At 61.6% G+C, this 24,749-nt stretch carries 22 protein-coding genes and 1 pseudogene; 7 read left to right on the top strand and 16 right to left on the bottom strand.

Going from position 1 to position 24,749, the window contains the following annotated elements; all coding sequences use genetic code 11:
• Positions 1 to 5: 5 nt before the first annotated feature.
• Positions 6 to 1,202 (top strand): hypothetical protein, encoded by a 1,197-nt coding sequence (locus tag LAN37_03160; GenBank protein ID MBZ5646206.1) that lies wholly within the window; start codon positions 6 to 8, stop codon positions 1,200 to 1,202.
• 113 nt (positions 1,203 to 1,315) lie between these two features.
• The gene (locus tag LAN37_03155; GenBank protein MBZ5646205.1) at positions 1,316 to 1,714 is read left to right on the top strand and encodes a CoA-binding protein; all 399 of its coding nucleotides are present in this window, start codon (positions 1,316 to 1,318) and stop codon (positions 1,712 to 1,714) included.
• Positions 1,715 to 2,326: 612 nt separating this feature from the next.
• Here the strand turns inward: LAN37_03155 and LAN37_03150 are convergent.
• Positions 2,327 to 3,646 carry a replication-associated recombination protein A gene (locus LAN37_03150; GenBank protein ID MBZ5646204.1) on the bottom strand — a complete coding sequence of 440 codons (1,320 nt, stop codon included), beginning with the start codon at positions 3,644 to 3,646 and terminating at the stop codon, positions 2,327 to 2,329.
• Positions 3,647 to 3,739: 93 nt separating this feature from the next.
• Positions 3,740 to 4,558 carry an RNA methyltransferase gene (locus tag LAN37_03145; GenBank protein ID MBZ5646203.1) on the bottom strand — a complete coding sequence of 273 codons (819 nt, stop codon included), beginning with the start codon at positions 4,556 to 4,558 and terminating at the stop codon, positions 3,740 to 3,742.
• A gap of 246 nt (positions 4,559 to 4,804) precedes the next feature.
• Between LAN37_03145 and LAN37_03140 the strand changes: the two genes are divergently transcribed.
• A complete protein-coding gene (locus tag LAN37_03140) occupies positions 4,805 to 5,461 on the top strand; it encodes a threonylcarbamoyl-AMP synthase (GenBank protein ID MBZ5646202.1) in 657 nt (218 codons plus the stop codon).
• A gap of 4 nt (positions 5,462 to 5,465) precedes the next feature.
• Positions 5,466 to 6,089, top strand: a complete 624-nt coding sequence (locus tag LAN37_03135; protein ID MBZ5646201.1) for a YdcF family protein — start codon at positions 5,466 to 5,468, stop codon at positions 6,087 to 6,089.
• An 87-nt stretch (positions 6,090 to 6,176) separates the two neighbouring features.
• Here LAN37_03135 and LAN37_03130 read toward each other — a convergent pair whose 3' ends face one another.
• The 4 genes from LAN37_03130 to LAN37_03115 form a co-directional block, all read right to left on the bottom strand.
• Positions 6,177 to 6,962, bottom strand: a complete 786-nt coding sequence (locus LAN37_03130; protein ID MBZ5646200.1) for a cyclase family protein — start codon at positions 6,960 to 6,962, stop codon at positions 6,177 to 6,179.
• 190 nt (positions 6,963 to 7,152) lie between these two features.
• On the bottom strand, positions 7,153 to 9,126 hold the full coding sequence (locus LAN37_03125; GenBank protein MBZ5646199.1) for an amidohydrolase family protein: 1,974 nt from the start codon (positions 9,124 to 9,126) through the stop codon (positions 7,153 to 7,155).
• Positions 9,127 to 9,297: 171 nt separating this feature from the next.
• Positions 9,298 to 10,074 (bottom strand): DUF92 domain-containing protein, encoded by a 777-nt coding sequence (locus LAN37_03120; GenBank protein MBZ5646198.1) that lies wholly within the window; start codon positions 10,072 to 10,074, stop codon positions 9,298 to 9,300.
• 429 nt (positions 10,075 to 10,503) lie between these two features.
• Positions 10,504 to 10,947, bottom strand: a complete 444-nt coding sequence (locus LAN37_03115; protein MBZ5646197.1) for a toll/interleukin-1 receptor domain-containing protein — start codon at positions 10,945 to 10,947, stop codon at positions 10,504 to 10,506.
• A gap of 83 nt (positions 10,948 to 11,030) precedes the next feature.
• On the opposite strand from LAN37_03115, the gene LAN37_03110 reads away from it, so the two are divergent.
• Positions 11,031 to 11,246 carry a hypothetical protein gene (locus LAN37_03110; protein ID MBZ5646196.1) on the top strand — a complete coding sequence of 72 codons (216 nt, stop codon included), beginning with the start codon at positions 11,031 to 11,033 and terminating at the stop codon, positions 11,244 to 11,246.
• 119 nt (positions 11,247 to 11,365) lie between these two features.
• Here the strand turns inward: LAN37_03110 and LAN37_03105 are convergent, their stop codons facing one another.
• A complete protein-coding gene (locus LAN37_03105) occupies positions 11,366 to 12,040 on the bottom strand; it encodes a hypothetical protein (protein MBZ5646195.1) in 675 nt (224 codons plus the stop codon).
• A gap of 1,148 nt (positions 12,041 to 13,188) precedes the next feature.
• Here LAN37_03105 and LAN37_03100 point away from each other — a divergent pair.
• Positions 13,189 to 14,007: pseudogene (locus LAN37_03100) on the top strand (IS1 family transposase).
• 75 nt (positions 14,008 to 14,082) lie between these two features.
• On the opposite strand, the gene LAN37_03095 reads toward LAN37_03100, so the two are convergent.
• Positions 14,083 to 14,967, bottom strand: coding sequence for a hypothetical protein (locus LAN37_03095; protein MBZ5646194.1), 885 nt, complete (start codon positions 14,965 to 14,967; stop codon positions 14,083 to 14,085).
• A 206-nt stretch (positions 14,968 to 15,173) separates the two neighbouring features.
• On the opposite strand from LAN37_03095, the gene LAN37_03090 reads away from it, so the two are divergent.
• The gene (locus LAN37_03090) at positions 15,174 to 16,442 is read left to right on the top strand and encodes a YncE family protein (protein ID MBZ5646193.1); all 1,269 of its coding nucleotides are present in this window, start codon (positions 15,174 to 15,176) and stop codon (positions 16,440 to 16,442) included.
• A gap of 110 nt (positions 16,443 to 16,552) precedes the next feature.
• Here LAN37_03090 and LAN37_03085 read toward each other — a convergent pair whose 3' ends face one another.
• The 8 genes from LAN37_03085 to LAN37_03050 are packed head-to-tail and all read right to left on the bottom strand — an operon-like array spanning position 16,553 to position 24,502.
• Complete coding sequence (locus LAN37_03085) at positions 16,553 to 17,047, bottom strand: chemotaxis protein CheX (protein ID MBZ5646192.1); 495 nt, start codon at positions 17,045 to 17,047, stop codon at positions 16,553 to 16,555.
• Positions 17,048 to 17,052: 5 nt separating this feature from the next.
• On the bottom strand, positions 17,053 to 17,496 hold the full coding sequence (locus LAN37_03080) for a response regulator (protein ID MBZ5646191.1): 444 nt from the start codon (positions 17,494 to 17,496) through the stop codon (positions 17,053 to 17,055).
• Positions 17,497 to 17,516: 20 nt separating this feature from the next.
• On the bottom strand, positions 17,517 to 18,545 hold the full coding sequence (locus LAN37_03075) for a chemotaxis response regulator protein-glutamate methylesterase (GenBank protein ID MBZ5646190.1): 1,029 nt from the start codon (positions 18,543 to 18,545) through the stop codon (positions 17,517 to 17,519).
• Between the two features lie 41 nt (positions 18,546 to 18,586).
• Positions 18,587 to 20,674 (bottom strand): chemotaxis protein CheA, encoded by a 2,088-nt coding sequence (locus LAN37_03070; GenBank protein MBZ5646189.1) that lies wholly within the window; start codon positions 20,672 to 20,674, stop codon positions 18,587 to 18,589.
• Positions 20,671 to 21,582, bottom strand: a complete 912-nt coding sequence (locus LAN37_03065) for a methyltransferase domain-containing protein (protein ID MBZ5646188.1) — start codon at positions 21,580 to 21,582, stop codon at positions 20,671 to 20,673. Before LAN37_03065 ends, LAN37_03070 begins: the two co-directional genes overlap by 4 nt.
• A 45-nt stretch (positions 21,583 to 21,627) precedes the next feature.
• Positions 21,628 to 22,107, bottom strand: a complete 480-nt coding sequence (locus tag LAN37_03060) for a chemotaxis protein CheW (GenBank protein ID MBZ5646187.1) — start codon at positions 22,105 to 22,107, stop codon at positions 21,628 to 21,630.
• Between the two features lie 10 nt (positions 22,108 to 22,117).
• Positions 22,118 to 24,130 carry a HAMP domain-containing protein gene (locus tag LAN37_03055; GenBank protein ID MBZ5646186.1) on the bottom strand — a complete coding sequence of 671 codons (2,013 nt, stop codon included), beginning with the start codon at positions 24,128 to 24,130 and terminating at the stop codon, positions 22,118 to 22,120.
• 27 nt (positions 24,131 to 24,157) lie between these two features.
• Positions 24,158 to 24,502 carry an energy transducer TonB gene (locus tag LAN37_03050; GenBank protein MBZ5646185.1) on the bottom strand — a complete coding sequence of 115 codons (345 nt, stop codon included), beginning with the start codon at positions 24,500 to 24,502 and terminating at the stop codon, positions 24,158 to 24,160.
• Between the last annotated feature and the right edge of the window lie 247 nt (positions 24,503 to 24,749).

Below are 24,749 nucleotides of genomic sequence, written 5' to 3'. Positions count from 1 at the left end.
CCTCCGTGCCGCGAATGATCGAGTTGATGCGCCAGTCGGCCGTGCCCGCCAACGTCATGCGCTCGGCCGCCCGCGGCGCCCTTGCTCTGCCGCCGCCGGAGATGATCGAGATCCTGGTGTATCTGACCACCAATCCGGTCTTCGCCGAGCAGGCCAAGATGACTCTGGCGGGGTGGGAAGAATCTTCGTCGATCCTTGTCGCGGGCGATCCCGGCACGCCAAAAGAGGTGCTGGAATATCTCGTTGACCCGCAGAATCGGCGTCCCAGACTCATTCCTACGCTGGTGGAGAACGTTGCCGTCGAGGAGAAGTACCTGATCGACATGGCGCAAGCGGAATCGCGCGAACTGGTGGATATGATGCTGGCCAGCCCGCGAGTGCAGAAGTCGTCGCACGTGCTGCAGGCGCTGGCCACGAACCCGCACCTCAGTCCGGACGAGCTGCAAAAAGTGCAGGAGGCGCTGCGCGAACTGGGAGAAGAGATCGCCGCCGCACCCGCGGCCGATGCGGAGCTGGCCTCCGCTGCCCACGAAGAAGAGACCGCCAAGTACCTGGCCGAGCACGCCGCCGAGATCGCCGCCGAGGAAGGGAAGGCCTTCGAACTAGTCGGCGCGCACGAGAACCACGAGGAGATCGCGGCCATCGCCGCGGTCACGGGACAAGCGCCAAACCCTGCTGCTGCTCCGGCGCCTGCCGCCGCGCCTGCTGCTGTCGCCGATCCCGCCGCCGCCGCACCCGCGGCGAAGGCAGAACCCAAGGAGCGCGAGCGCATCTCCACGATCCAGAAGCTGGCGCGCTGCACGGTCGGTGAGCGCGTTCAGCTCGCCATGAAAGGCACCAAGGACGAGCGCTTCGTGCTCATCCGCGACGGCTCGAAAGTCGTCTCCAGCGCCGTGCTGGAGTCGCCCAAGGTGAGCGACGCCGAGATCGAGCAGTTCGCCTCCATGAAAAACGTCCAGGAGAGCGTGCTGCGCGGCATCACGCAGAAGCGAAAGTTCATGAAGAACTATGCCGTGATCCGCGCGCTGGTGAACAACCCGCGCCTGCCGATCGACCTCGGCTTGGGCCTGATGAACCACCTGCTGGTCAACGATCTGAAGAACCTCTCGATGAACAAGAACATCTCCGATACGCTACGGAAATTGGCGCTCAAGACCTACAAACAGAAATCCCAGCCCGCAGGCGGCAAGAAAAGCGAGTGATTCGTTGATTGGTAATTTGTAATCTGAAATTTGTAATTGTAAGAAATCTGCAGGATCGCAACTTTCAAATCACCAATTACAAATTACCAATTTCCAATCGTTATAATCCCCCCGTGCCCTCCGATCCCATCTACGATCTTCTAAACAACGCAAAGACCATCGCCGTGGTGGGGCTCTCCAACAGCCCGCTGCGGCCCAGCCACGGCGTCGCCTTGTATCTGCAGCAGCACGGCTACCGCATCATCCCGGTGAATCCCAAGATCGAGTCGGCGCTGGGCGAGAAAGCGTATCCGTCGCTCGACGCGGTGAAAGAAAAGATCGACATCGTGGACATCTTCCGCCGGCCCGAGTTCGTCCCCGACATCGTGGCCCAGGCCATCAGGCTCAAGATCCCCGCCGTCTGGATGCAGGAGGAAGTCGTCAACCAGCAGGCCTACGAGCGGGCGAAGAGGGCGGGCCTGTTCGTGGTCATGGACCGCTGCATCCTGAAAGAGCACCGCACGCGGTTCTAGCGCGCAGAGACATATCTCCGAGGGGGTACCCCCCCCTGTGCCGTGATCCTTTATTTTCAGCGACTTAGCCGCAAGATCAGTCAAACAATAGAGTTAAACCACCTGCGGAATCAGCAGGTTAGGAGATCTGTTGTGAAGTCATTTGTTTTCAGCGCGAGATCTGCAAAATAAGTTTTTCAAAGGACTTAGCAACGGGCGCGAGTTGTCAAAGAACGTGCGAGAACAAAGCTCGCTACATCCAGCATAGCAAGTTCAAGAGTTGTGGACGGCGAGGTACGGAACGGAAGGCGCTGCGGGATCAATGAGTTGCAGAGCAGAAAAATAAAGCTCTTGACATTGCCAAAAGCTATAGTTAGTTGAGTGGGAGCTCAAGAATAAAGACTCAACACGAAGGAACACCAAGGAATACGAAGGCGCACGAAGAAAGATGGCCCACCCTCCCGCTGGCGCGGGAAGGGTGGGGCACCCGGCTCGCTATTTCCCACGCCTGAAGGCGTGGGCTTCCACGGAGATGTGAGTCATTCTGGCACTTCTGCGATCCTCGTTCTCACTTCTGCGATGCTTTTGCAATCTCGAACGGCAACGAAGAGCGCAGAACGAAGAATGCAGAAGTTACCGAGACTTGCGTAGCTTCCGGATCTCTTCGAGGCGCTCGCGGATGCGCTTCTCCACGCCCTGATCGGTCGGGTGGTAGTAGCGGCGGTTTTTCAGATTGTCGGGCAGGCACTGCATGTCCGCCACTTTTTCGTCGAGGTCGTGGGCATACTGGTAGCCCTTGCCGTAGCCGATATTCTTCATCAAACCGGTGGGCGCGTTACGCAGGTGGAGCGGCACCGGTTCGGCGACGGTCTGTTCGACATCGCCCCGCACCGCACCGTACGCGGTGTAGAGCGCGTTCGATTTGGGCGCGACCGAGAGATAGACGACCGCTTCAGCCAGCGCGAGATCGCCTTCCGGTTGCCCCAAGAAATCCACGGCATCTTTTACTGCGAGGGTGACGGCGAGCGCGTTGGGATCGGCCAAGCCGATGTCCTCGACCGCCATGCGCACCACGCGGCGCGCGATGTAGAGCGGCTCCTCGCCGGCTTCCAACATGCGCGCCAGCCAGTAGAGGGCGGCGTCGGGATCGGAGTTGCGCACCGACTTGTGCAGCGCGGAGATGAGGTTGTAGTGCTCCTCGCCCGCCTTGTCGTAGAGCAGGACGCGCTTCTGGAGCGCGTCTTTAACGATTTCATCGGTGATGATGCCGCCCTTGCCCGCGGCCTTGGCGGCAAGCTCGAGCACGTTGTAGGCGCTGCGGGCGTCGCCGCTGGAGTAGCTGGCGATCTTCTCCAGCACGGCGTCGGCCATCTTCATCTCCATGTCGCCCAGGCCGTGCTCGCGGTCGGCCAGCGCGCGGCGGAGCAGCGTTACGATCTGCTCTTCGGTCAGCGGGTTGAGCACGTACACGCGGGTGCGTGAGAGCAGGGCGGAGATGATCTCGAACGAGGGATTCTCGGTGGTGGCGCCGATGAGGCGGATGGCGCCGGACTCGACGTAGGGCAGGAAGGCGTCCTGCTGCGCCTTGTTGAAGCGGTGGATCTCGTCCACGAAGACGATGGTGCGGGTGCCGTACTGGCGGGCCTTGTCGGCGTCGGCCATCACCGCTTTGATCTCCTTGATGCCGGAGAGCACGGCGGAGAACTGGATGAATTCCGAGCGGGTCATGTTGGCGATGATCCGCGCCAGAGTGGTCTTGCCCACGCCCGGAGGTCCCCAGAAAATGAGCGAGCCGGGGTCGTCGCGCTCGATCTGCAGGCGCAACGGCTTGCCGGGCGCGAGGATGTGCTCCTGGCCGACGAATTCCTCGAGCGTGCGCGGCCGCATGCGCGCCGCCAGAGGCTGCGTGCGGTCGAGACTCTCGTCTTTCGGAAGCGGTTGGAACAAGCCCATGAAATTGGTAATTGGTAATTTGTAATTGGTAATTGAAACGCGAGAGCGTGCGTTCCCAGCACTGCTTGAATCTTCCAAATTACAAATTACCAATTACAAATTTGCGCGCCTCTGCCGCGCAGCTTCATACAGAAGGATACTCGCGGCAATCCCGGCATTGAGGGATTCGACCTTGGGCGAGTGGGGGATGACGATGACCTCGTCCATATCTTTCATCACGTCGCGCGGGAGGCCCGCGCCCTCGTTGCCGATGAACAGCGCCAGCTTGCCCGCGAGATCGGCCCCATCCGCGGGAGTGCCCTTGTGCGAGGAGGTCGCCACCAGGCGCAGGCCGGCCTCGCGAAGACGCGGCAGAACGTCGGCAAGAGTCACGGAAATAATGGGCAGACGAAAGACCGAGCCCGCCGAGGCGCGCACGGTCTTGGGCGAAAGGTGGCTCACGGTCTTTTCGCCGACCAGGATCCCCGTCGCGCCGAAGGCTTCGGCGGAGCGCAGCAAGGTGCCGAGGTTGCCCGGATCCTGCACGCCGGCAGCGACCACCACCAGGGGCACAGGCGCGCGCAATGCGTCTTCGAGTTCGAACGACTTCAGTTTCACCAGGGCGGCGATGCCTTGAGGAGTTTCGGTCGCGACCACACTGTCGAAGACGGCGTCGGGCACGGTGACGGTCTCGACGTTGGCGCCGATCTGCGGCAGCAGGCGTTCGGCGGCCGACGTCGCCGACTCGCGGAAGAACACGGCGCGGAAGCGCAGGCCGCTGCGGATGGCCTCCTCGGTGATGCGGATGCCTTCGATGGCGCAGTTCCCGTCAGAAGTCAGCTCGCCGCGGGAGAAGGCACGGCGCAGCTCCTTGACCAGCGCGTTCTGGGCGCTGGTGATGTGGCGCAAGCGAGCGCGGGTGGTGGAGGGCACGGTTGATAATGATACGCCAGCGAAAGAGCAGGTCCCTCGACTGCGACGCGCCCAGCACGCGAAAAGCGTGCGTGCTGAAAAGCGCGGGCGCGTCTTCGCTCGGGATGACATTCCCCCGGTAGGGGTCCTTCGACTCGGCCGCGCGGCGCGGCCTCGCTCAGGATGACGCCGTTCAACGGGCTCGTCCTTGCAGCCAGTAAACTGATATGTTAGTTTTCGCCGTTCAGCAGGGAAGAAAGGGAACATTTGCCCGCCGAGATCATCAGGATCAATCCCGCCACGCCCGAATCCCGGCTCATCCAATACGTTGCCGAGCAGATCCGGGCCGGACAGGTGCTGGGCATGCCCACGGACACGTTTTACGGCCTGGCGGCGGACCCGTTCAACCTGCGCGCCGTGGAGCACATCTACGACGTGAAGTCGCGCTCCAAGCACAAGCCGCTGTCGCTGCTGATCGAGAGCGTGGACCAGGCGGAAGAACTCACCAAACCGCTCTCCGAGCAGTTCTACGCCCTGGCGCGGAAGTTCTGGCCGGGGCCGCTGACGCTGATTGTGCGCGGGGCGTCGCGGCTGCCGCTGAAGGTGACGGCGAACACGGGGAACGTGGCGCTGCGCGTGCCCGCGGCCAAGATCCCGATCGAAGTGGTGCGCGCGGCGCAGGTGCCGATCACCGCGACCTCGGCCAACGTGAGCGGCGCCGCAGAGTGCACCACAGCGGAAGGGGTGCGCGAGCAACTGGGCACCAAGATCCCGGTGATCGTGGACGGAGGGCCGTCGCCGCGCAACGTGGCCTCGACTATCATCGACCTGACCGACGAAAAGGGGCGCTGGCGCGTGCTGCGCGAAGGCGCCATCACCACCCAGGAGATCGCGGAATTCCTCGGCCACGAGGGCCTGGCATAGCCGCATCCCGCCCCAGGGGTCTCCCGCATTGAGTGCGCGACGACACAATCGGCTCGCGTGGCTGCTGGCCGCAGTCTTGCTTGCGGTCGTGGCATACACGGCCGTGGTCTACCGGCGCATCCAGCAGCAGATGTGGGTGGACGAGACGCGGCCGGCGGACGCTATCGTGGTGCTGGGCGCGGCGGAATACGCGGGGCGCCCGTCTCCCATTTTCAAGGCGCGTCTGGACCACGCGCTCGCGCTCTACCAGCGGGGCATCGCGCCGGTCATGATCACCACCGGCGGGCAGGGCGAGGACCCGAAGTTCAGCGAAGGCGGCGTCGGGCGCAAATACCTGGTGGAGCACGGCGTGCCCGAACAGAAGATCATCGCCGAGACGCAGAGCGACAACACGGACGAATCCACCGAGCGGGTGGCCACCATCATGCAGGTGAACGGCATGAGAAGCTGCGTGGTGGTGAGCGACGGGTACCACATCTTCCGGGTCAAGCGCATGCTGGGGCGTTACGGAGTGCAGGTGTACGGCGCGCCGCGTCCGCAGTCCCGCCCGCGGAGCCGCTGGCAGCGGGTTTCCCTGGTGCTGCGGGAGGTCCTCAGCTACACCCTCTGGCGGTTGCACATCACCTAGGAACGAGTACCCAGTACCCAGTAACAAGTACTCAGAAGAGTCAGGGCGATCCGGAAACGATCTCGGAACTCCAAATGCAGGCCAAGACTATCGGATGAGAGCGAGGAGGCGGACGGGGCCGCCGGAGCCGCCTTCGAGCTTGGCCGGCGCCACCACCAGTAAGGCGCCACTGGGAGGCACCTGCTCCAGATAGGCGACGTTCTCCAGGTTGTAGACGTTGTGCGCGGCTACGTACTGGTGGACGGGGAAGGTCTTCGACGAGCCGGGATCCACGCTGAGAGTGTCGATGCCCAGGCCGACGATGCTGCGCGCCTCGACCAGGAAGCGGACCGCGGGTTCGCCGAAGCCGGGAAAATGCATGCCCTTGGCGTCGGCGTTGCGGTACTTCTCCATCGAATACCAGCGCGCGGACCACCCGGTGCGGGCCACGACCACCGCGCCCGATGGGATCTGTCCGTTGGCCTGCTCCCAGGCGGCGATGTCCTCGACCGAAACCACGTGCTCGGGATCGGCATCGACTTTCTTCGTGACATCGAGCACCACGAGCGGAGCGATGAGGCGCTCGGGCGGGATCTGATCCACGGTCCAGGCGCCGGAGGCGAAGTGCGCGGGCGCGTCGATGTGAGTGGAGAAGTGCTCGGGTAAAGAGATGTAGCGCGAGAAGTATCCGTCCTTGTCGAGGTGTCCGAGTTGCCTGGCCTCGAAGGGACTCTTTTCGGTGCCTTCCCAGTTGGGCGATTTCTCGCTGATCGAATGCGTGAGATCCACGGCGGCCTTGAACTGGGCCTGCGGCGCCAGCGACGTACGCCGCTGGGCGAACAGGAACAACCCGAGCAGGAGAGCGACCGCGACGGCGAAGGTCTTCAGCTTCATGTACTAACTATTGACGAAGTTTGGCGGAAAAAGTTGCTGTGAATCCGTTGCTAAAGTGGGAACAGGTTGGGGAGGAGCGGCCATACAAGCGGGATGGCGGAGCGGGGGCGAGGGATGGCTGCGGGAGGTCGTGGGTGGAGGACAGAGTCGCAGGTCGTGACTCTCAAGTCGTAAGCCGCAAGCCCTCAAGTCACGGCTCCGGCGGATTCGGCATCTGCTTCAGGGCGAAGCTGAACCAGAGGGAGTTGGCGCCGTTGTAGTGGACGGGCTGCTCGGCCGAGGAGAAGCCCACGCGTTCGACGGTGAGCTTGCAGGCATCGCAGGGCTCGGTGCTGATGATCTCGTAGCGTCCGTCCTTCTTTGTCTCGCAGGCGCCGAAGAGCTTGCCGGAGGCGTCCGCCAGGGAGACCTTGGCGCGTGGGACGGGCCAGCCATCCTCGTCGGTGATGACGCCCTGGACTTTGCCGCGCGGCGGCAGACCGTCGGGGGAGACCTCGCGCGCGCCCCAGCCGGGGCCGCGCAAGGGGCGCCCGCCGAGTAGGCCGGTGACCTTTCCGTGCTCCAGCGCGAGCAGACCGTTGACGAAGACGTACTCGATGCCCTTTGAGACGCGGTGCGGATCCTCAAAGGTCGCGACATCGAGAACGGTTGCGGGATCGAAGACGGTGATGTCGGCGAAGTATCCCGTGCGCAGCAGGCCGCGGTCGGGAAGCTTCACGCGCTGTGCGGGCAGGGAAGTGAACTTGCGGATCGCGTCTTCCAGGCGCAGGACCTTCTCTTCGCGGACATACTTGCCAAGGATCCGGGGGAAGGTGCCGTAGGCGCGGGGATGCGGATGCTCGTAGGAGAACGGACCGTCAGGGCTGGTGGCCTCGGAGTCGTTGTTCACCGCGACCCACGGTCGCTGCATGGCGAGGCGGACGTCCAACTCGGTCATCTCGAAGTAAGCGGCCCCGACGTTGTCATGGTCGGCGATGACCAGGTCCAGGAGGGCGTCGAACGGGTCTTTGTGCTCGGCTGCGGCGATCTGTGCGATGGTCTTGCCCTGGTGTTTGCGCAGATCGGGATTGAGTACAGACGTGACCAGGATGCCGTCCGCGCCGCCTGACCCCAGCCACAGGTTCTCATAGGCAGGATGGAGCGACGCCAACTCCTTCCGGATGGCGGCGCGCTGTTGCGGGTCCTTGAGGCGGCGGAGGAGAGCGTCGGTGCCGCCGTCGTGGTACTTGGGAGGGACCACGGTGCTGAGCGAGGTCGCAGAGGCGACGTAGGGATACTGGTCGGCAGTGACGTCCACCCCTGAGGCGCGAGCCTTCTCGATGGCGTCGATGATCTGCTGCATCTTCCCCCAGTTCTGTCTGCCGGCAACCTTCAGGTGCCAGACCTCGACCGGGATGTGGGCCTCGCGGCCGATGCGAAAAGCTTCGTCGAGGGCCTGCAGCTCCGAGTCCGCTTCATTGCGGATGTGGGTGGCGTAGAGGCCGCCAAACTTTGCAGCCTGCCTGGCGAGCGCGATCAGCTCGTCGGTCTTGGCGTAGTACGCGGGCGCGTAAAGCAGGGAGGTGGACACGCCGAGCGCGCCGTCGTACATGGCGTCGCCGACCATGTCCTCCATCCTGGCGAGCTCTTCTGGGGTGGGCGCGCGATCGCTGTCGCCGATGACCATGCGACGCACCTGGGTGGCGCCTACGAAAGTGGCCAGGTTGATGCCGGAACCTTGTATCTCAAGACGGCGGAAATACTCGTCGAGGGTGCGCCAGTCCACGGCGAGCTTCTGCTGGCTGAAATGTTCCGCCGCTTCCTTAGCGAGGCGATCGTCGAGCGGGGCGATCGAGTCGCCTTCGCCAGTAACCTCGGTCGTAATGCCTTGCGTCAATTTGCTGGCGGCCTGCGGTTCGATCAATAACCGCCACTCCGACTGGCCCAGCATGTCGATAAAGCCGGGCGCGACGACCAGTCCGCGGGCGTCGATGGTGCGCTTGGCAATGACCGCGGGATCGGCATGGCCGATGAAGGCGATGCGGTCACCGATGACTCCCAGGTCTGCATAGATCCACGGGTTTCCAGTGCCGTCCACCAAGCGGCCGTCGCGGATAAGGACGTCGTACTGCTGGGCGAGAGCGAAGGAGGAGCAGAGGAGAAACAGCGCTAGCAAGCGTTTCATGTCAGCGGAAAAGGTACAACAACATGGAGGAAGGCAGAAGTGAGATTGCAGAAGTAATCGTCAGCGAGAAAAGCAGGTCCCTGGACTCCGACGTGCCCAGCACGCTTGGCGTGCTGAAGAAAAGGGCGCGTCTTCGCTCGGGGTGACAAACTTGCGTGATTGCGCCGGGTGCTACAACCAAAGTTTCGCGATGACGAGGGCAAGGGCGGCGGCGAAAAGGGTGCTGGTGAAGTTCACCTGGTCATTGTTGAGCACGCGCATGCGTTCGAGAGTGGCGCCCAGGAAGCTGTCGAGGAACATGCCAGCGGTGCCGGCGATCAGGGCAATCAGCAGCCCGTGGCCCGGCACCACCCGCGCAAGGACGCAGGCTCCAGATACGATCAGGGCAGAGGCAATCCCGGCGAAAGTCCCCGGGCCACTGACGCCGCCGTTGGTTCCGGCAGGCACGGGGTGGAAGGTGGTGATCAAGAAGGGCTCGCTGCTGAGTGCCTGTCCCATCTCGCTGGAGGCGGTGTCGGCGGCGGCCTCCGCGAGAGCGCCGGCGCACCCGAACAGGAAGAGCGGCTGGTGAAGATAGGTGGCGGCGAGGGCAGCCACGGTGGCGACGAAAAGGTTGGCGAGCACTTGGGAGGCGGAACGGCCTTCGCGCCGCTCTGCGGTGCCAAGCTGCTGCTTGCGCCGATAACCGACACGGGTCGCGGCCGCAGTCAGCACGAATACGGTGAGCAAAGCGGCGAAGGTGGGCGGCCACGCGATCCAGAGCAGGAATGTGACGACGGCGCCGGCGACGGCGCCACCCAGGGTGACGGAGCGCAGGAGACGCGCCGCCACGGCGAATGCCGCCGTGACCGCCAACCCGACGGGAGCGCGCCCTGCGACGAGTTCCCAGCCCACAAGTCCGGCCCAGGCGGAGAGTGGCCCGGCGATGATGGCGTGGAGCGCGCTCATGATGCGGCAAAGCTTCCAGTGGAGCGCATCCTACCAGAGCTGCCGCCGAGGCGCGCCAGAAGCAAGCGTTCCGGTAGTGGGTCAGTTTGAATATCCACAGGGCTAGTGGGAGGTAGCGGGACATGGCTGGGATGTGGCAGGATGGAACCTATGACAGTCGGCAAGGGAAAGCGCCCCCGTGATCCCAACCAACTCGCCAAGTGGATTGTAGACCGCTCGACCGGCGAGACGCCTGAGCCGCAAAAAGCACACATACCAGAAGGCTCTACGCCAGCTAACCTCTCCGAGTACATGGCCGCTATGGGCCGCAAGGGGGGCCTAATCGGTGGGAAACGCCGCCTCAAGACCATGACCCGTGAACAGCGCCGGAAGGTCGCAGTAAAGGCCGCCAGAACGCGTTGGAAGAAGAGAAGGCCGAGTTAACCCCCGCTATTCACTCCCTCCAAACAGAGCCAAGAGCCCAACAACGACCAGCACGAATAACCCAGCGTTCCGTTGCTGCTCCTTCGCCAACTGTCGCTGAGACAGATAGGTATTTAGCTTGCTTATCGCGTCCCATGGGTTCGCCCTGTCGAGGCTTATGTACTCGTTGCCGACATCGAATCCCTGTACCTGTACACCTTGCTCAACCACTAAAATGCGCAGCTTCTTGCAGCCAACTGCATGACCGATTTCTTGATTAACAAATGCGGAATGCGCGCCGCCTTGGGTCAGGAAAGCTACAAAGCAATCGCAGTCGCGAATTGCTTTGTCGATCTTGGCGGGCAAAGACTGTCCGAACTGCCAATCCCTCTCGGCGATGTAGCAGGTGATTCCACGGGCGTATGCATCCTGGTTGGCGGTGTAGACGATTCCCAAGTCTTCCTGCCTCATGCTGTGGCTTACAAACACACTGTATGGCGTCATGGTTTAGACTTCACGCGCCTATCATACCTCAGTCAAAAGAAAGGAACCGTATGCCGGAAGACGACCTTAGAAAGGCAGTTGCCCAGCTACGAACGGATGTCATCACCGCGCTCACTAAACTTGAAGTTGAGGTCACTGCTCTCCAGTATGCGGTTCTGGACAAGGAGCCGATGACCGCTCAGCGCTTAGAGGCGCTTCAGTTTGCGGCGAAGCATGATGTGAAAATGTTTCGTGATTACTTCGAGAAGCATATTCGGCCAGTTTGATTTCTCGCCAACGGTCCTGTTCACTATTGAGGATCATATCTTGCACAGCGCACACTCCGTTTATACAATTTGGATGTGCACCGCAGTTAGCCCCGCCTGGCAGCGGGGTTTTCTATTTGTTAGTGGCAGTTTACTTGCCCCTGCGTGAACCTGCCATCGCCGGTAGTGTTCATTGTCACCGAGCAGTTAACAGGACCAGTTTGCTGTGGCACCGCCTGAGATTGGGAGCGCCATGTCCAATATCTCAACTGCTCTTGCGTATAGAGCATCTGCATCCGCGCCTGCTGCATCGCGTTTTCGTGGATCTTGTCTATCAGTTGCATTTGGGAAGAAAGGGTTGCGAGTGCGTTGTATCGCTCGACTAGGGCGTTGTACTTCTCCACCAGCTTGTCATATTCGACAGCGGATTTCTTCCAATGGTCGATCACCTCAGCGATGTTCAAAATCGTGTAGCCATCCAAGACTACGGACATGTGCTCTCTGGTGTACGGAGGCGTCTCCATCAGTGCACGTCGGATACATGTGTCTGCAAAACCCTTGGAAACTACAAGCTCGTTCTCATCGACGCTGGCCGGCTTCGCTAAATCGTCTAACAACCTATCCCTGACGCCGATGAGCTTCTTACAGGACTCCTGCCAAGACCAGTTCGGAGGCGGCTGTCGTTGTTCCTTCAGAAATTCATCTAGCGCCTCGAATCCCTGCTTGGCGGGAGCCGCTTGTTTGGCCGTTTCTTGCGATGTTGTTCCAACAGCCACCATCACGAGCAGAACGAGAACGCTACTGATCCGCTTCATGGCTAATCCCGCCTTTCAACTAAGCCGTCGCCTGAACTTTTTGTTTCAGACGGAAATGATAACGCGGGTCCGAGTTGACGTGCGTGATTTAATTGAGGGGAATCCGAAAGGCGGCAACTACAGTTCCACTTGTCTGACCATCATCGCCATGCGCTTGACGATAAACTCGGCCGTCTGCTCCACATCCATCGGTGCATCTGGGCCGTCTTGGATAACTCCGATGCCTTTCCACTTCGGCAAAATGCAAAATGTGAATCTGGCTTCCTCCCCGTGGAAGAAACACTAGTACGGCTCAGGATTTGGGGAGATAATTGCCCCCGATGCCCCGACTCACAAAATGCGTTATCAGCGTCAAGGTAGCGTTGGCTCTTAGGCAACTCAACCCCGCATTAGGAAATGAGTTCCATTGTCCGAAATGTGGTGAATTGGTTGATGCACATAAAGCGGGCGAGGGGCCGACTGGAATCAAGAACGGAGCCCACTTCGAGCACCGAAGTGGCAACCCAGCATGCCCATTTAGTCACCGATACAGGCGAACCGCTGCTGGTTAGGCAAATAAGAAACCCCGCTGCCAAAGGCGGGGCTTCTATGAAAATTCGAGGTCAGCGCTGACCTGTAATCTGAATATTACAGGTGACCGTTGTGGCGCGTCAAAACCGCAGGAATCAAGGTAGTTCACAGATCATAAAACAAACCTCTTTGAATGACTCTCGTACCATGCGCGCTTCCCCTCGAACAGTCACTTTGACGCAAACGGGGAAGGCGGGGAGCTTGTGTTCATCTTCAAAGGTCGCTCCGTCGAGATCAGCGATACAAGTAAACCCATCACCCTCGATGGTCAGAAATGGATCGTCAAACCCAGTAACGCGCCCGGTCAACACAAGCGATAGCGGCGGTCCATCTGCTAAGAGTCGCACACTGCAAGACTCCTGCTTCCATTTGCTGAAAAGTCGAGTTGCTTCTTCCCAGGATGAACGGTCATTTGTCATGGCAGTTCTCGCTTTTGGTTTTGAAATTGCAATCGTTCTAGCCGTTCGCTTTGGCTGGAGATGCGAACGACCGCTTTGGGAGCTGGTGCGCCAACAGTACAAGCTCATGCCACAACATACCACTTGACATGCTAAAGCGGCTATGGTATAAGAGTCAGTATGAATTGCTTGGACTCCGAAACCCGCGCCAGGGTGGTCAGTTGCCTTATCGAAGGCTGCTCAATCCGTGCCACGGTCCGCATGACCGGAGCCGCCAAAAATACCGTCGTAAAACTCCTATCTGACATTGGCTGCGCCTGCGCCGATTACCACAACCGAACCGTCCGCAATCTTCGTGTGCGCCGTTTGCAGTGCGATGAGATTTGGTGCTTCGTTGGCTGCAAGAAGAAGAATGCCACGCCAGAGCAGAAGGCCGAAGGGTGGGGAGATGTTTGGACCTGGACTGCGATTGATGCCGACACGAAGGTGTGTGTGAGTTGGCTAGTTGGCGGACGTGATGCGGGTTGGGCTTTGGACTTTATGACTGACTGCGCCAACCGCATCCGGGGCCGCGTGCAGATCACTACCGACGCGCACCGCGCTTACTTGGATACGGTCGAGGGAGCCTTTGGACTGGATTGCGACTACGCCATGCTTCACAAAATCTATGGCGCTCCCTCCGATGAGGAGGCCCGCCGCTACTCTCCCGCTAAGTGCATCGGCTGCGACATGAAAGTTGTGACCGGGAATCCTGATCCTGCCCATGTCAGCACGTCCTATGTGGAGCGGCAGAATTTAACCATGCGTATGTCCATGCGGAGATTCACGCGGCTGACCAATGGTTTCTCAAAGAAGGTGGACAATCACCGCCACTCGGTCGCCCTGCACTACATGTATTACAACTTCGTCCGCGTCCATCAGTCGTTGAGAATCACTCCCGCGATGGCGGCTGGAATTTCAGACCATGTGTGGAGCATCGAGGAACTGTGTGCTCTGCTGCCAAAGCCGACCGTTTCCGTTTCGCAGATCGAGCGGAGTCTGACCCTGAAAGCCTTGAAGGAACACGCTTAGTCGTTACTGGTTTTCTGGTTCGACTTCGTCTGGCGGCAGTGGCAGACCGAGGAAATCAGTTTTCTCTCGTTTGCGCCCACCCAAAGATTTGCTGAAAGTTGGCTTGTGTTGCTCTAGTTGCTCCTTTTGGCCAATACGGATGGCGTCGAGGAACTCTATTTTCTCCTTCCCGTCTTTCTGAAACTCCACGCTATCCAATTCCATGTTCGCAGCCGTCAGCAAGAGTTCTGCTGTGCTCTGATCTGCGTACCCTAGCAGTTCAGTTATTGCATTGACACGGCGATAATCGACCCATCCACTGACCCCATCGTCGCGTAGAACAGCAATGTTGCTGTCGCCTCCGCACCCGTCCACATGCTCTTTTGCTTGAAACAGAATATAAGCAGCAAGAATCACGCATTGATGAATGGTTAAGTGGTGACCGTACATTCTCTTTGCCAAGAAGTCGGCCATGTAATATCCGGCACCCGCAGAGTCATAAGTACCCTTTTCGTTAACGAGAGGGCCATTGGCGCTAAAGAGACGGCACGCGCCATGCATCTTGACGCCATAAATCAGATCGGCGGTCGGACAGAATCCAGGTTGATAAATCTGCCCAAACTCGCGATAGGTGCGCTTGATGCTCTTTTCTATTTCCTCACACGCCTCATCAAGCGAAGTCGTGATCTGTGCATCTTCCCACGCGGTTTCAACCACCTTATCAATAAATGGTCCAGTATCTGAGGCTCCACAGAGTGCCACCGCCAAACTATCGCCTTTGTGTGGAATGCCAGATGGTTCAAACCGCAGCTTTGGCACATTGCGCTTTGATAGGTTTGAAACTGTCTCTAGCGTGTCTGCACACAGCACGATTCCTTCATAGCATTTGAACCCGGCGATGATTGTCACGGCTTTCCTCGCGGGAAGCCGTCTCGGTTTGGGCTGTGTGGAAGGCGGCTTCGGGGGCTTCACTTTACACCCCCACCTGTGGAAAACGAAACTGACCCACTACCAGCGTTCTCCACGGCTAGCGCGGCCCTATCAGTTCCCGTAGAATGACCTGTTTGTTCTTAATCACAGACGCCTGACCGTAACCAAGGCAGGCAGGAGTATGGATGAGTTCAGCCGCGAAGGCCGGAATCACAGTCATCATTTTCTCGGTCATCTTCTGGGTCGCCTGCAACGAAGCGTTCCGCCCGATCGTGATCGCGATCCCGAACCCCGGAGCGGATCCAGGCAGGCTGTCGGGGGCAATCGTCCTCAGCAACAACAACTTGCCAGTACCCGGCGGCCTGGGCGGGCTGACGACCATCGACGTCTCCGGCGACACGGCCGCGTCCGTCCAGTACGCAGGACACAACCCCGTGCACGTGGGGCTCATTCCGGGCGGCTCCCGTGCTTACATCGTGAACAAGGCGGACGACACGGTGACGATGCTCGTGCCGGGGAACGTGTCCGTCGCGCCTACGACGATCACGCTGCCCGTGGGCGCGCAACCGGTATTCGCGCACAGCACGCTGGCCGACCGCATGTACGTGGCGGAATCCGGTCCCGTCCCGGGCCGGGTGGCGCAGATCAGCGCGGCGCAGAACATCCTGACCAACGAGATCGTCGTGGGTTCGAACCCGGTGGCGCTGGCAGAAACGCCGAACGGCCAGAAACTCTACGTCGTGAACCAGGGGGACAACACAGTCACAATCATCCAAACAGCGGACGGGAGCGTGCTCAATCCGGCTTTGCCTGTGGGTACCGCGCCGGTGTGGGCTGTGGCCAGCACCGACGGCCAGTTCGTGTTCGTGGCCAACAGCGGGAGCAACGACGTGACGGTGATTGGCACCACCAACGACGCCACCCCGTTGGAGACCATTGCCCTGGGGGCGTCGCCGAGCTTCCTCGCCTACGACCCCGGTCTCAAGCGCGTGTACGCCGCGAACACGGCGAGCGATACGGTGAGCATCATGCGCGCCGACCAGCCGTTGCCGACATTGCCATCGCTGCTAACGCCGGGGCCGGGAATCGACGTAAGCGCGGCGCCGTGCAACGGCTCGTCACCGCAGCAGGTGGCGGCGCTGCCGGACGGCTCGCGGGCCTACGTCGCGAATTCGGCGACCAACAACGTGTGCGTGATCAGTTCGTTGAGCAACACGATCACCAAAAGCATCTCCGTGGGCACGGCGCCGATCTCGGTGGGCGCGTCGGGGGACGGGACGCGGGTGTACGTGGCGAACTCGGGTTCACAAAACATCTCCATCATCCGCACCGACCAGGACACCGTCGTGACAGCGTTGCTGGCGCCGAAAACCGACCCCAACTGCCAGGACCCCGCGCCGCCAGCGCCACCAGTCTGCAAGTATATGAACCCGGCCTTCGTCGTCGGGCACTGAGCCGGTCTCTTCCGGGCGGCACGGCTACGGCCGTGCCATTCTTCTTGTTGCAGAAAAAAATGAGGCGGGCCGAGGCCCGCCCATACAGCCGCTCCGCCAAAGCCTGGCGATTACATGGAAACCGCCGCTTCGCGCTCGTGGTGGCGGCGGCGGTTGTACTTCATGGCGATGTTCATGTACACGCAGCCGCTGGGGGTGTCGAAGCTCATGACCAGCGCCTCGGTGTCTTCGGTGTTCTTCATGCCCGAGTCGTCGGAGTGGATCTCTGGGGGGCAGATCTTGAAGCGGAACCCCTGATCGTTGAGGGTGGTGACGGCGTTGCCGATCACCAGGTTGGCGAGCTCGCAGATGGTCTCACGCACGACCGACTCGGTCTCGCTGACGGGCGAGCCGGCCAGTGCGGCGGCCACGTTGACGGCGGTCTGGGGATCGAGGTCGAAGATCACACGGCCCTCAATGTCGCCGTGGATGACGACGATGGCGGCGATGCCCTTGCGGCGGTAGGCCTCTTCCTCCATGGTCACGTCACCCATGTGGGTGGCGCAGTTCAGGGATTCGGCCAGCACCGCGTCGGCCGCGTTGATGAACGGTTGGATCAGATCCATGCGCATTACTGTGTCCCCCCGGCGTTGGCGGTCTCCATGGCGACGGCGCTGTCCCCGAGGACGTAGCGGATCACCTCGTACAGGACCTCGGGCTTGACCGGCTTTTGCACGAAGTGGCGCGCGCCTTTCTGGAGGGCGGTCACGATGTTTTCCTGGTAGCCGACCGAGGAGACCATGACGATGCGGGCGTCGGGGTGCTGGCGCACGATGCGCTCGGCGGCCTCGATGCCTTCCATCTGCGGCATGGTGATGTCCATCAGCACCACGTCGGGATGGGTGCGGTCGTACTCGGTGATGGCGGTGCAGCCGTCGCCGGCTTCGCCTGCCAACTGCCCGCCGAAGGATTCGATCATCTTGGCCAAGTTCTTGCGAGCAAAGACGGAGTCGTCCACGACCAGGTAGCGCACCGGTTTGCGGTCACTGCTGCGGAGCAAAGCTGCGAATTCCATAACCACTTCTCCTCCGAGCCCTAAACCTTCGCGGCGCGTGCGCGCTCGGCGACGCACTGCGCCTGTAATGTGTTGGCCAAGGCGTCGAGGGGAACGACGCGGATGGCATGGCCGCGCTCGATGGCGGCCTTGGGCATGCCGTACACCACGCAGGAATCCTCGCTCTGCGCGATGGTCAACCCGCCGCTGGACTTGACGGCGCCCAACGCGTCGGCGCCGTCCTCGCCCATGCCGGTCATGATCACGGCGATCCCTTGAGAGCCGTATTCCTGCGCCAGCGAGCGGAAGAGCACGTCCACCGAGGGCCGATGTCCGTTGATGCGCGGCTCATCGGAGAGCACCACGATGTCGCCCAGGGGCATGCGGCGCACCTTCAGGTGGCGGTTGCCGGGGCAGATCAGGGCGCGGCCGGCCAGAAGCATGTCGCCGGACTGGGCTTCCTTGACTTCGATGGCGCAGCACTCGTCGAGGCGTCGGGCGAACATCTCGGTAAAGCCCTCGGGCATGTGCTGCACCACCGCGATGGCCGCGGGGAAGTCGCCGGGCAATTGCGCCAGGACGTATTGCAGAGCGTTCGGGCCGCCGGTCGAGATGCCGATCGCCACGATCTTGTTAGGAGCGCCCCGGTGCTTGAGCAGCGGCTTGCGCGGACGGACCGCCTCGACGACAGCGGGTTGCAGGGCGGGCAGCTTGGTCTGGGCCGCGGCCTTGATCTTGGAGATCAGTTCATCGCCGATCTGGCCCATGTGGGCGGAGACGGCATCGCGCGGCTTGGCCACGAAATCGAAAGCGCCCATGGAGAGAGCTCTAAAGGTCGCCGAGGCGCCCTGAGTACTGTGCGCGCTCACCACGATGACGGGCAGGCGGTGAGTGCGCATGATCTCACGCAGGGTGTCCATGCCGTCCATGCGGGGCATCTCAAGGTCGAGGGTGATGACGTCGGGGCGAAGCTCTTCGATCTTCTTGGAAACGAAGGAGCCGTCCATCGCCGTTCCAACGACGCGGATGGAGCCGTCACGCTCCAGAATCTGGGGAATGAGTTTCCGCATGAGAGCGGAATCATCGACGACGAGAACGCGGACCGGGCTGCTCAAGCGATGGCCTCCAAAACCTTGGAATTGCCCAGCCGCGCGACAACAGCCGGAATATTGAGGATGAGGACGACGGTTCCATCGCCCAGGATGGAGGCACCGCTGACCAACTCGGTGGCGACCAGAGAGTCGTCCACCGCCTTGATGACCAGTTCCTCTTCGCCCACCAGGTGATCGACCACCAGCCCGAACTTGCGCTCGGCCAATGTGATGACCACGATGAAAAGTTTGCTCTTCGGGGCCGCGGTGGTGCGGGCGAGCTTGCCCAGGCGGACCAGCGTGAGCACCTCTTCACGGAGCTGCATGACTTCCCGCTGCTCGACGCGATGGAGGTCGCTCTCATCGGCGCGGGTGATCTCGACGACCGAGCTGAGCGGCACGGCGTAGATGCGGTCTGCGACGCGGAACAGCAGGGCCTTGATGATGGCCAGCGTCAGAGGGACCTTGAGCAGGAAGGTGGTGCCGTGGCCGGGATCGGTTTCGATGGAAATGGTTCCCTTCAGCCGTTCGAGGACGCTCTTGACCACGTCCATGCCAACGCCGCGGCCGGAGATGCCGGTCACCTGCTGGGCGGTGCTCAGCCCGGAGTGGAAGATCAGGTTCAACGCCTCCGAGTCGGTGAGCCGGGTGGCTTCGTCCTGGGTGATCACACGGCGCTCGATGGCCTTGGCGATCACCCTGGCGCGGTCGATGCCGCGGCCGTCATCGGTGATCTCGATGACGATCTGGTTGCCCTGGTGATAGGCGTTGAGGCGCACGACCCCTTGCGACGTTTTGCCGGCGGCCACGCGCTCGGCCGGCGTCTCGATGCCGTGGTCCACGGCGTTGCGGACCAGGTGAGCCAGAGGCTCGGCCAGGGAATCGAGGATGCTCTTGTCGAGATCGGTATCTTCGCCGGCAGTGACCAGCTCGACATCCTTTCCGGCCACCTTGGCGACGTCGCGCACCAGACGAGGGAAGCGGCGGAAGAGCTGCTCGACCGGCACCATGCGGATCTTCATGACCGACTTCTGGAGATCGTTGAGGACGCGCGCCTGAAACGCTATGGCGTCGGCGAAGCGGCCGCGCAGCGGGTCGCGCCCGAAGCGCTTGTCGAACTCGGTGATGGCCTGGTGGAGCATGGACTTGCCGATGATCAGCTCGCCGACGAGGTTGAGCACGGCGTCGATGCGCTCGGCGTCCACGCGCAGCAGGCTCTCGGGGGAACCACTCCCTGCGGGGGCGGCTTGGAGCGGGGCCGCCTTGACCTCGGCGGCGCTGGGCAGAGCAACCTCGGCGAGCGGCTCCTCTTCGGCGAGCTTGGCCGCAGGCGCGGCTGCCTTTTCGGAGGGCAGGATGCCGAGCACGTCTTCCTCGCCGGCGGGGTGCTCGTATCTGCGCACCAGAACTTTGTTCACGATCGAGGGGACGCGGCACTTCTTCTCGAACCAGCTCTCCTTGTGCCGGGTGGCCACGGCAGTCTCGATCAGTCCGACGTCAGGGCGGTTGTCCTCGGGATGGATGACCAGCACCTTGCCGCCTTCGTTCAAAACGTTGCGGACAAGCTGCACGGCGGCGGCGCGCATGGGGCACTGAGGATCGATCCCCATGGCGACGAAGAGAATCTTCTGGCCCTTCTTGGCTGCGTCGGAGATGACCAGTTGCTCGTACTCGTTCCAGGCGAAGGCCGGAGCGAAGGCGACCTCGGCGGCCTGCTGGGGCGCTTCGATGAGCGTCTTGATCTGGTTGCGCAGGGCCTCGGGCGCGGGCGGCTGGGTGTTGCCGCGGTAGGCGGCGAGCATCTCGTGGAAGGTGTCGGCGGCCGACAGCACCACTTCCGCGACGCGGCCATTGCGCCGGTCCGCGATCTCGGGCGTGAGCACATCTTCCAGCTCGTGGGCCAGCTCGCTGAGGTCCTTGTATCCGCAGGCGGCCGAGTCGCCCTTCAGGGTGTGCACGGTGCGGCGGATACCGCGTACGATCTCCTTGTCCCCGGGCTCCTTCTCCAAGCGGAGGCCTTCCTCGTTGAGCGCCTGCAACAGCTCCTGCGCGCTCTCGAAGAAGAGCTCTTTCAGCTCGGCGACCCGGTCCTCGGAGAAGAAGCTCATCCCGCGACCTCGATCCGCTGGTAGGCGGTTCCGTTGTTCTGGTGGATCATTTTGAACTTGTCGGTCAGGCCGAACAGGCTCTCGGCGTGTCCGACGAGCAGGTACCCTTCGGGATTCAGGCAGCGGTAAAACTTTTCGATGAGACGCTTCTGCTCAGCCTCGTCGAAATAGATCATGACGTTGCGGCAAAAGATGACATCGTTCCGCTGCGGCAGGAACTCGGTCTTGAGATTGTGGAAGTCGAAGTGGACCAGCTCCTTCACCGGCTTCTTGATCGCGTAGCGGTCGCGCATCTTGTCGAAGTAGCGCAGGCGGAAGGTGTAATCCACGGGTTCCATGTGGTTCTCGGGGTAAACGCCCTCCTGCGCGACGCGCAGCACGGAGTAGCTGATGTCGGAAGCCAGGATCTCCACCTTCCACGGCGGCGGGATCAGGGGCTTGGGCGACGGCATCTCGAAGGGCAAAGGATTGCGCAGGTAGTAATAAGCCAGAGCGTCACAGACCAGCATGGCCAGGGTATAGGGCTCCTGGCCGGTCGAGCAGCCAGCGCTCCAGATGCGCAGTGACCAGTCACGGCGCTCCTGCTTCTTGTGCAGCAGCTGCTCGAGCACCACCTTGGAGAAGAGGTCGATCTGCGGCTTATTGCGGAAGAAACTGGTCTCGTTGACGGTGAGGTTCTCGAGCAGGGCGGAAAGTTCGGTCTTACCGTCGCGGCTCGTGAGCAGCCGGTAATAGTGATAGAACGAGTCAAGCTGTGTCGCCTTCAGGCGCCGCTGCAGGCGGTCCTGTAGAAAGTGCACCCGGCGCTCGTCGAAATACATCCCGCATTCCTGGTAGACGAGGGTCTGGAGCAGCTTCAGCTCGGCATCGCTCAGTTGGATCGGAACGGTCATCGTCGTAGTCGCCATCGAATCCTTCTAGCCGGGTCGGAGACCCGGCCTCCACCGGTTCTGCTACGCCACCACCGCGGCTTGTGCCCCGGCAAATTGATCCAGCCGGCGCAGCTCGCCGGGCTTGAGGATGCGGGACAGGTCCACCAGAATGATGAGGCGGCCGTGCAGCTTGCCCACCCCGGTGACGTAGTTCAATTCGTTCTCTTCGTAAACTTGGGGAGGTTTGTCGATCGCGGTGGCGGGAATCTTGAGGACCTCGGAAGCCGAGTCGACGACCAGGCCGACCAGCTTGCCTTCGACTTCCGCCACCAGGATGCGGTTCTTCTTATTGCGCGAGATCTCCTTTTCGCCGAAGCGCTTGCGGAGGTCCACGACGGAGATGATGCGGCCGCGCAGATTGATGACCCCTTCGACGCAGTTGGGCGCATCGGGCACCGCCGTGATCTCGGGCACGCGCACGATCTCGTGCACCAGGGCGATGGGGACCCCGAAGGTCTCCTTGCCGATGCGGAAGCCGACGATATGCAGGTCCTTGGCCATACTCACCTCGCTAGGAACGCGCGGCAGAAGCGTAATGGGCGGCTTGCGACCGTTCCTCGCCGAAGGGAGCTTGGGAGGAAGCGGGACGCCCGTGTCCGTTGCTGCCGCTGCTTGTGGTGTCCACCGCGAAACGGTCCATGGCTTCGAGCAGGGTGCGTGCCATCTTCGACATCTGTTCCGCCGAAGCCGCCAGCTCGGTGGAGCTGGAGGTCGACTGCTGCGTCAGTTCGCGCATGCGCTCCATGGCCTTGACCACAGCCTGCGCGCCCGAGGCCTGCTCCTCGACCGAGGAGTTGATCTCGTGCGTGATCTCGTTCAGCCGGGTGGTGGCCTTGGCGATCTGGGAGGAGCCGTGCGACTGCTCGTTGGTGGCGGCGCCGATCTCCTGGGCGAACTTGTAAACCTCGGTCACCACGTTGGAGATCTTCTTCAGGGCCGTGCTCAGGTCCGTTCCGAGGGTCAGGCCGTCGTTGACGATGGTGGTGCTCTTCTCCATGTTGTCCACGGCCTTGCGGGACTCGTTCTGGATACTGCGGATGAGGTCGCTGATCTCCTTGGTGGACTGCGCCGACTTCTCCGCCAGTTTGCGGACTTCGTCGGCGACCACCGCAAAGCCGAGACCGTGCTCTCCGGCGCGCGCCGCTTCGATAGCCGCATTGAGCGCCAGCAGGTTGGTCTGCTCGGCCAGGTCGTCGATGACCTCGATGATCTTGCCGATGTCGTCGGCGCGCTGACCGAGCACGCCGATGATGTCGGACGAGGTATGGATGGATTGGTTGATCTTGTTGAGACCGTCGGTGGCCTTTTCCATGGTGGTGATGCCGCTGGTCACTTCCTCGCGCGAGCGGTGGGAGATGTCGAGCAGCACCTTGGCGGTGTCGGCCACGCGCTGGATGGAGGCGACCATCTGATCGATGGAGGCCGAGGTTTCGCTCACGCTGGAAGCCTGCGTCTGCGTGTTCTTGACCATGTTCTGCACGTTGATGGACATCTCGTGCATGGTGCTGGTGACTTCGTCAATGGCCTGCGAGGCCTGGACGCTGACCTTGGCGGACTCTTCGCTGGCGCCGGCCACCTGGTTGGACCCGCCCGCCACCTGCGAGGCGCTGTCGCGCACGCTGGTGACCAGCTTGCGGAGACCGGAGATCATGCTGGAGAAGGCGAGAGCAAGAGTGTCCTTGTCGGAGCGCGGCTGCACTTCCAGAGTCAGGTTGCCGCCCGCGATGGCCTCCGACACCGCTGCCATCTCCTTCAGGTAGATCACCATCTTGTCGAAAGTGCGAGCGAGTTCGCCGATCTCGTCATTGCGGCTGGTATCCACCGACTGGTTCAGATCGCCGGAATTGCCGATCTCGCGCGCCACGCCGATTAGGTGAGACAGGGGAACGCTGATGGATTTGGCGGTGAAGAACGCAACGCCCAGCCCACATAGAACCGCGATGAGCGTGCCCACGATGGAAACGACCAGGGTCACGGTCGAAGCGGTCTCGTTAAACCGGTGCTGCGCCTCGCGGGTGGCCGCGGTCGCTTGTTTGGCGTCGTCCAGGGGCTCGGCGGATTTGCGCAGCCATTCGCTGGGGTTCTGCTGGAGATAGAAGATCTGCAACTCGGCGACGGTGGAGTTGCCGGCATCCACGTCCTTGCGCTTGTTGATCATGGAAGTAGCGAAGCTGGTCGCCCAGGCTTGTTCGGCTTCTTTGACCTTGGCCAGTGCCGAATGTTCATGGTCGGAGACAGCCAGATCGTCGGCGCGCTTGAGCAGGTCCGCCAGCTTGGAGACGCCGGCGTTCATCTGGTCGAGCTCACGGGTGTCGCCACTCAGCAGGTAATTGCCGAGGAAGAGGCGGTTCTGCATCATCTGGAAACGGACCACCTCAGTGGCCTGCTCCATGTCGGCGGACCGCGCCGCCGCGGCTCGCGCGTTGCGCTCGCGCATCATCGCTGCCATGTTGACCAGGAACAGGACCAGCACGATCGCCAGGATCGCGCCAAAGCCCACGTACAATTTGTTGCGGATACTCATAGCTGCCTCCGCACGCTCTCCGTCGTGCTAGCTCGCGGGATTAAAGTTGAATTGCACAATGGTTGTGGTTTCATCTTTGGCCGGCTCGTACTTCCACTTCTTAATGGCGTCGACGGCGGACTCGATGAGCAGCGGGTGGCCGCCCAGCGCTTTCGCCGTCTTGACGGCGCCGTTGGGGGCGATGGTGACCTGCACCTTCACCACGCCACTGACGTTCATTTTGCGAGCCAGTTCCGGGTACACCGGGGCGACGCGCGCTTTGACTTTGCGACCACCGTCTTCCTGCGCCGCCGCGGTCTGCACGGCTACCATGACAGCCAGCAGTGCGATGATTACGATTCCCAGCCAACGGGCGATCTTCCTTAGCAACACAATTCCTCCAAGTGATTAAGGTTCAACCCACAGCCAGAAGTGCAATGCGAATGCCATTGCGTGTGGAGTTGCCGTATCACCTTGGGATTACTAATTAAGTCATTCTATTTGTGCCAGTTACATTGAATCTCGGGGATCGAGATCGAGGGCGTCGAGGGAGGGCGATCGTCTCAGGAAGCCACCCTGGTGGCCACGGTGCGTCTCAGCGTGAGACTGCCTCCAGACAGGGTTGGTTTCCCAAGTGACT

This window comes from Terriglobia bacterium, from assembly GCA_020073495.1.
Lineage (GTDB): Bacteria > Acidobacteriota > Terriglobia > Terriglobales > Acidobacteriaceae > JAIQFD01.
This window is presented reverse-complemented; position numbering and strand designations above follow the sequence as displayed.

Coding starts and splice junctions, on each gene's coding strand:
- LAN37_03150 (MBZ5646204.1), bottom strand. CDS start 3,646: ATGGGCTTGTTCCAACCGCTTCCGAAAGACGAGAGTCTCGACCGCACG.
- LAN37_03130 (MBZ5646200.1), bottom strand. CDS start 6,962: ATGAAGCTGAAGACCTTCGCCGTCGCGGTCGCTCTCCTGCTCGGGTTG.
- LAN37_03125 (MBZ5646199.1), bottom strand. CDS start 9,126: ATGAAACGCTTGCTAGCGCTGTTTCTCCTCTGCTCCTCCTTCGCTCTC.
- LAN37_03120 (MBZ5646198.1), bottom strand. CDS start 10,074: ATGAGCGCGCTCCACGCCATCATCGCCGGGCCACTCTCCGCCTGGGCC.
- LAN37_03115 (MBZ5646197.1), bottom strand. CDS start 10,947: ATGAGGCAGGAAGACTTGGGAATCGTCTACACCGCCAACCAGGATGCA.
- LAN37_03110 (MBZ5646196.1), top strand. CDS start 11,031: ATGCCGGAAGACGACCTTAGAAAGGCAGTTGCCCAGCTACGAACGGAT.
- LAN37_03105 (MBZ5646195.1), bottom strand. CDS start 12,040: ATGAAGCGGATCAGTAGCGTTCTCGTTCTGCTCGTGATGGTGGCTGTT.
- LAN37_03090 (MBZ5646193.1), top strand. CDS start 15,174: ATGAGTTCAGCCGCGAAGGCCGGAATCACAGTCATCATTTTCTCGGTC.
- LAN37_03085 (MBZ5646192.1), bottom strand. CDS start 17,047: ATGGATCTGATCCAACCGTTCATCAACGCGGCCGACGCGGTGCTGGCC.
- LAN37_03080 (MBZ5646191.1), bottom strand. CDS start 17,496: ATGGAATTCGCAGCTTTGCTCCGCAGCAGTGACCGCAAACCGGTGCGC.
- LAN37_03075 (MBZ5646190.1), bottom strand. CDS start 18,545: ATGCGGAAACTCATTCCCCAGATTCTGGAGCGTGACGGCTCCATCCGC.
- LAN37_03070 (MBZ5646189.1), bottom strand. CDS start 20,674: ATGAGCTTCTTCTCCGAGGACCGGGTCGCCGAGCTGAAAGAGCTCTTC.
- LAN37_03065 (MBZ5646188.1), bottom strand. CDS start 21,582: ATGGCGACTACGACGATGACCGTTCCGATCCAACTGAGCGATGCCGAG.
- LAN37_03060 (MBZ5646187.1), bottom strand. CDS start 22,107: ATGGCCAAGGACCTGCATATCGTCGGCTTCCGCATCGGCAAGGAGACC.
- LAN37_03055 (MBZ5646186.1), bottom strand. CDS start 24,130: ATGAGTATCCGCAACAAATTGTACGTGGGCTTTGGCGCGATCCTGGCG.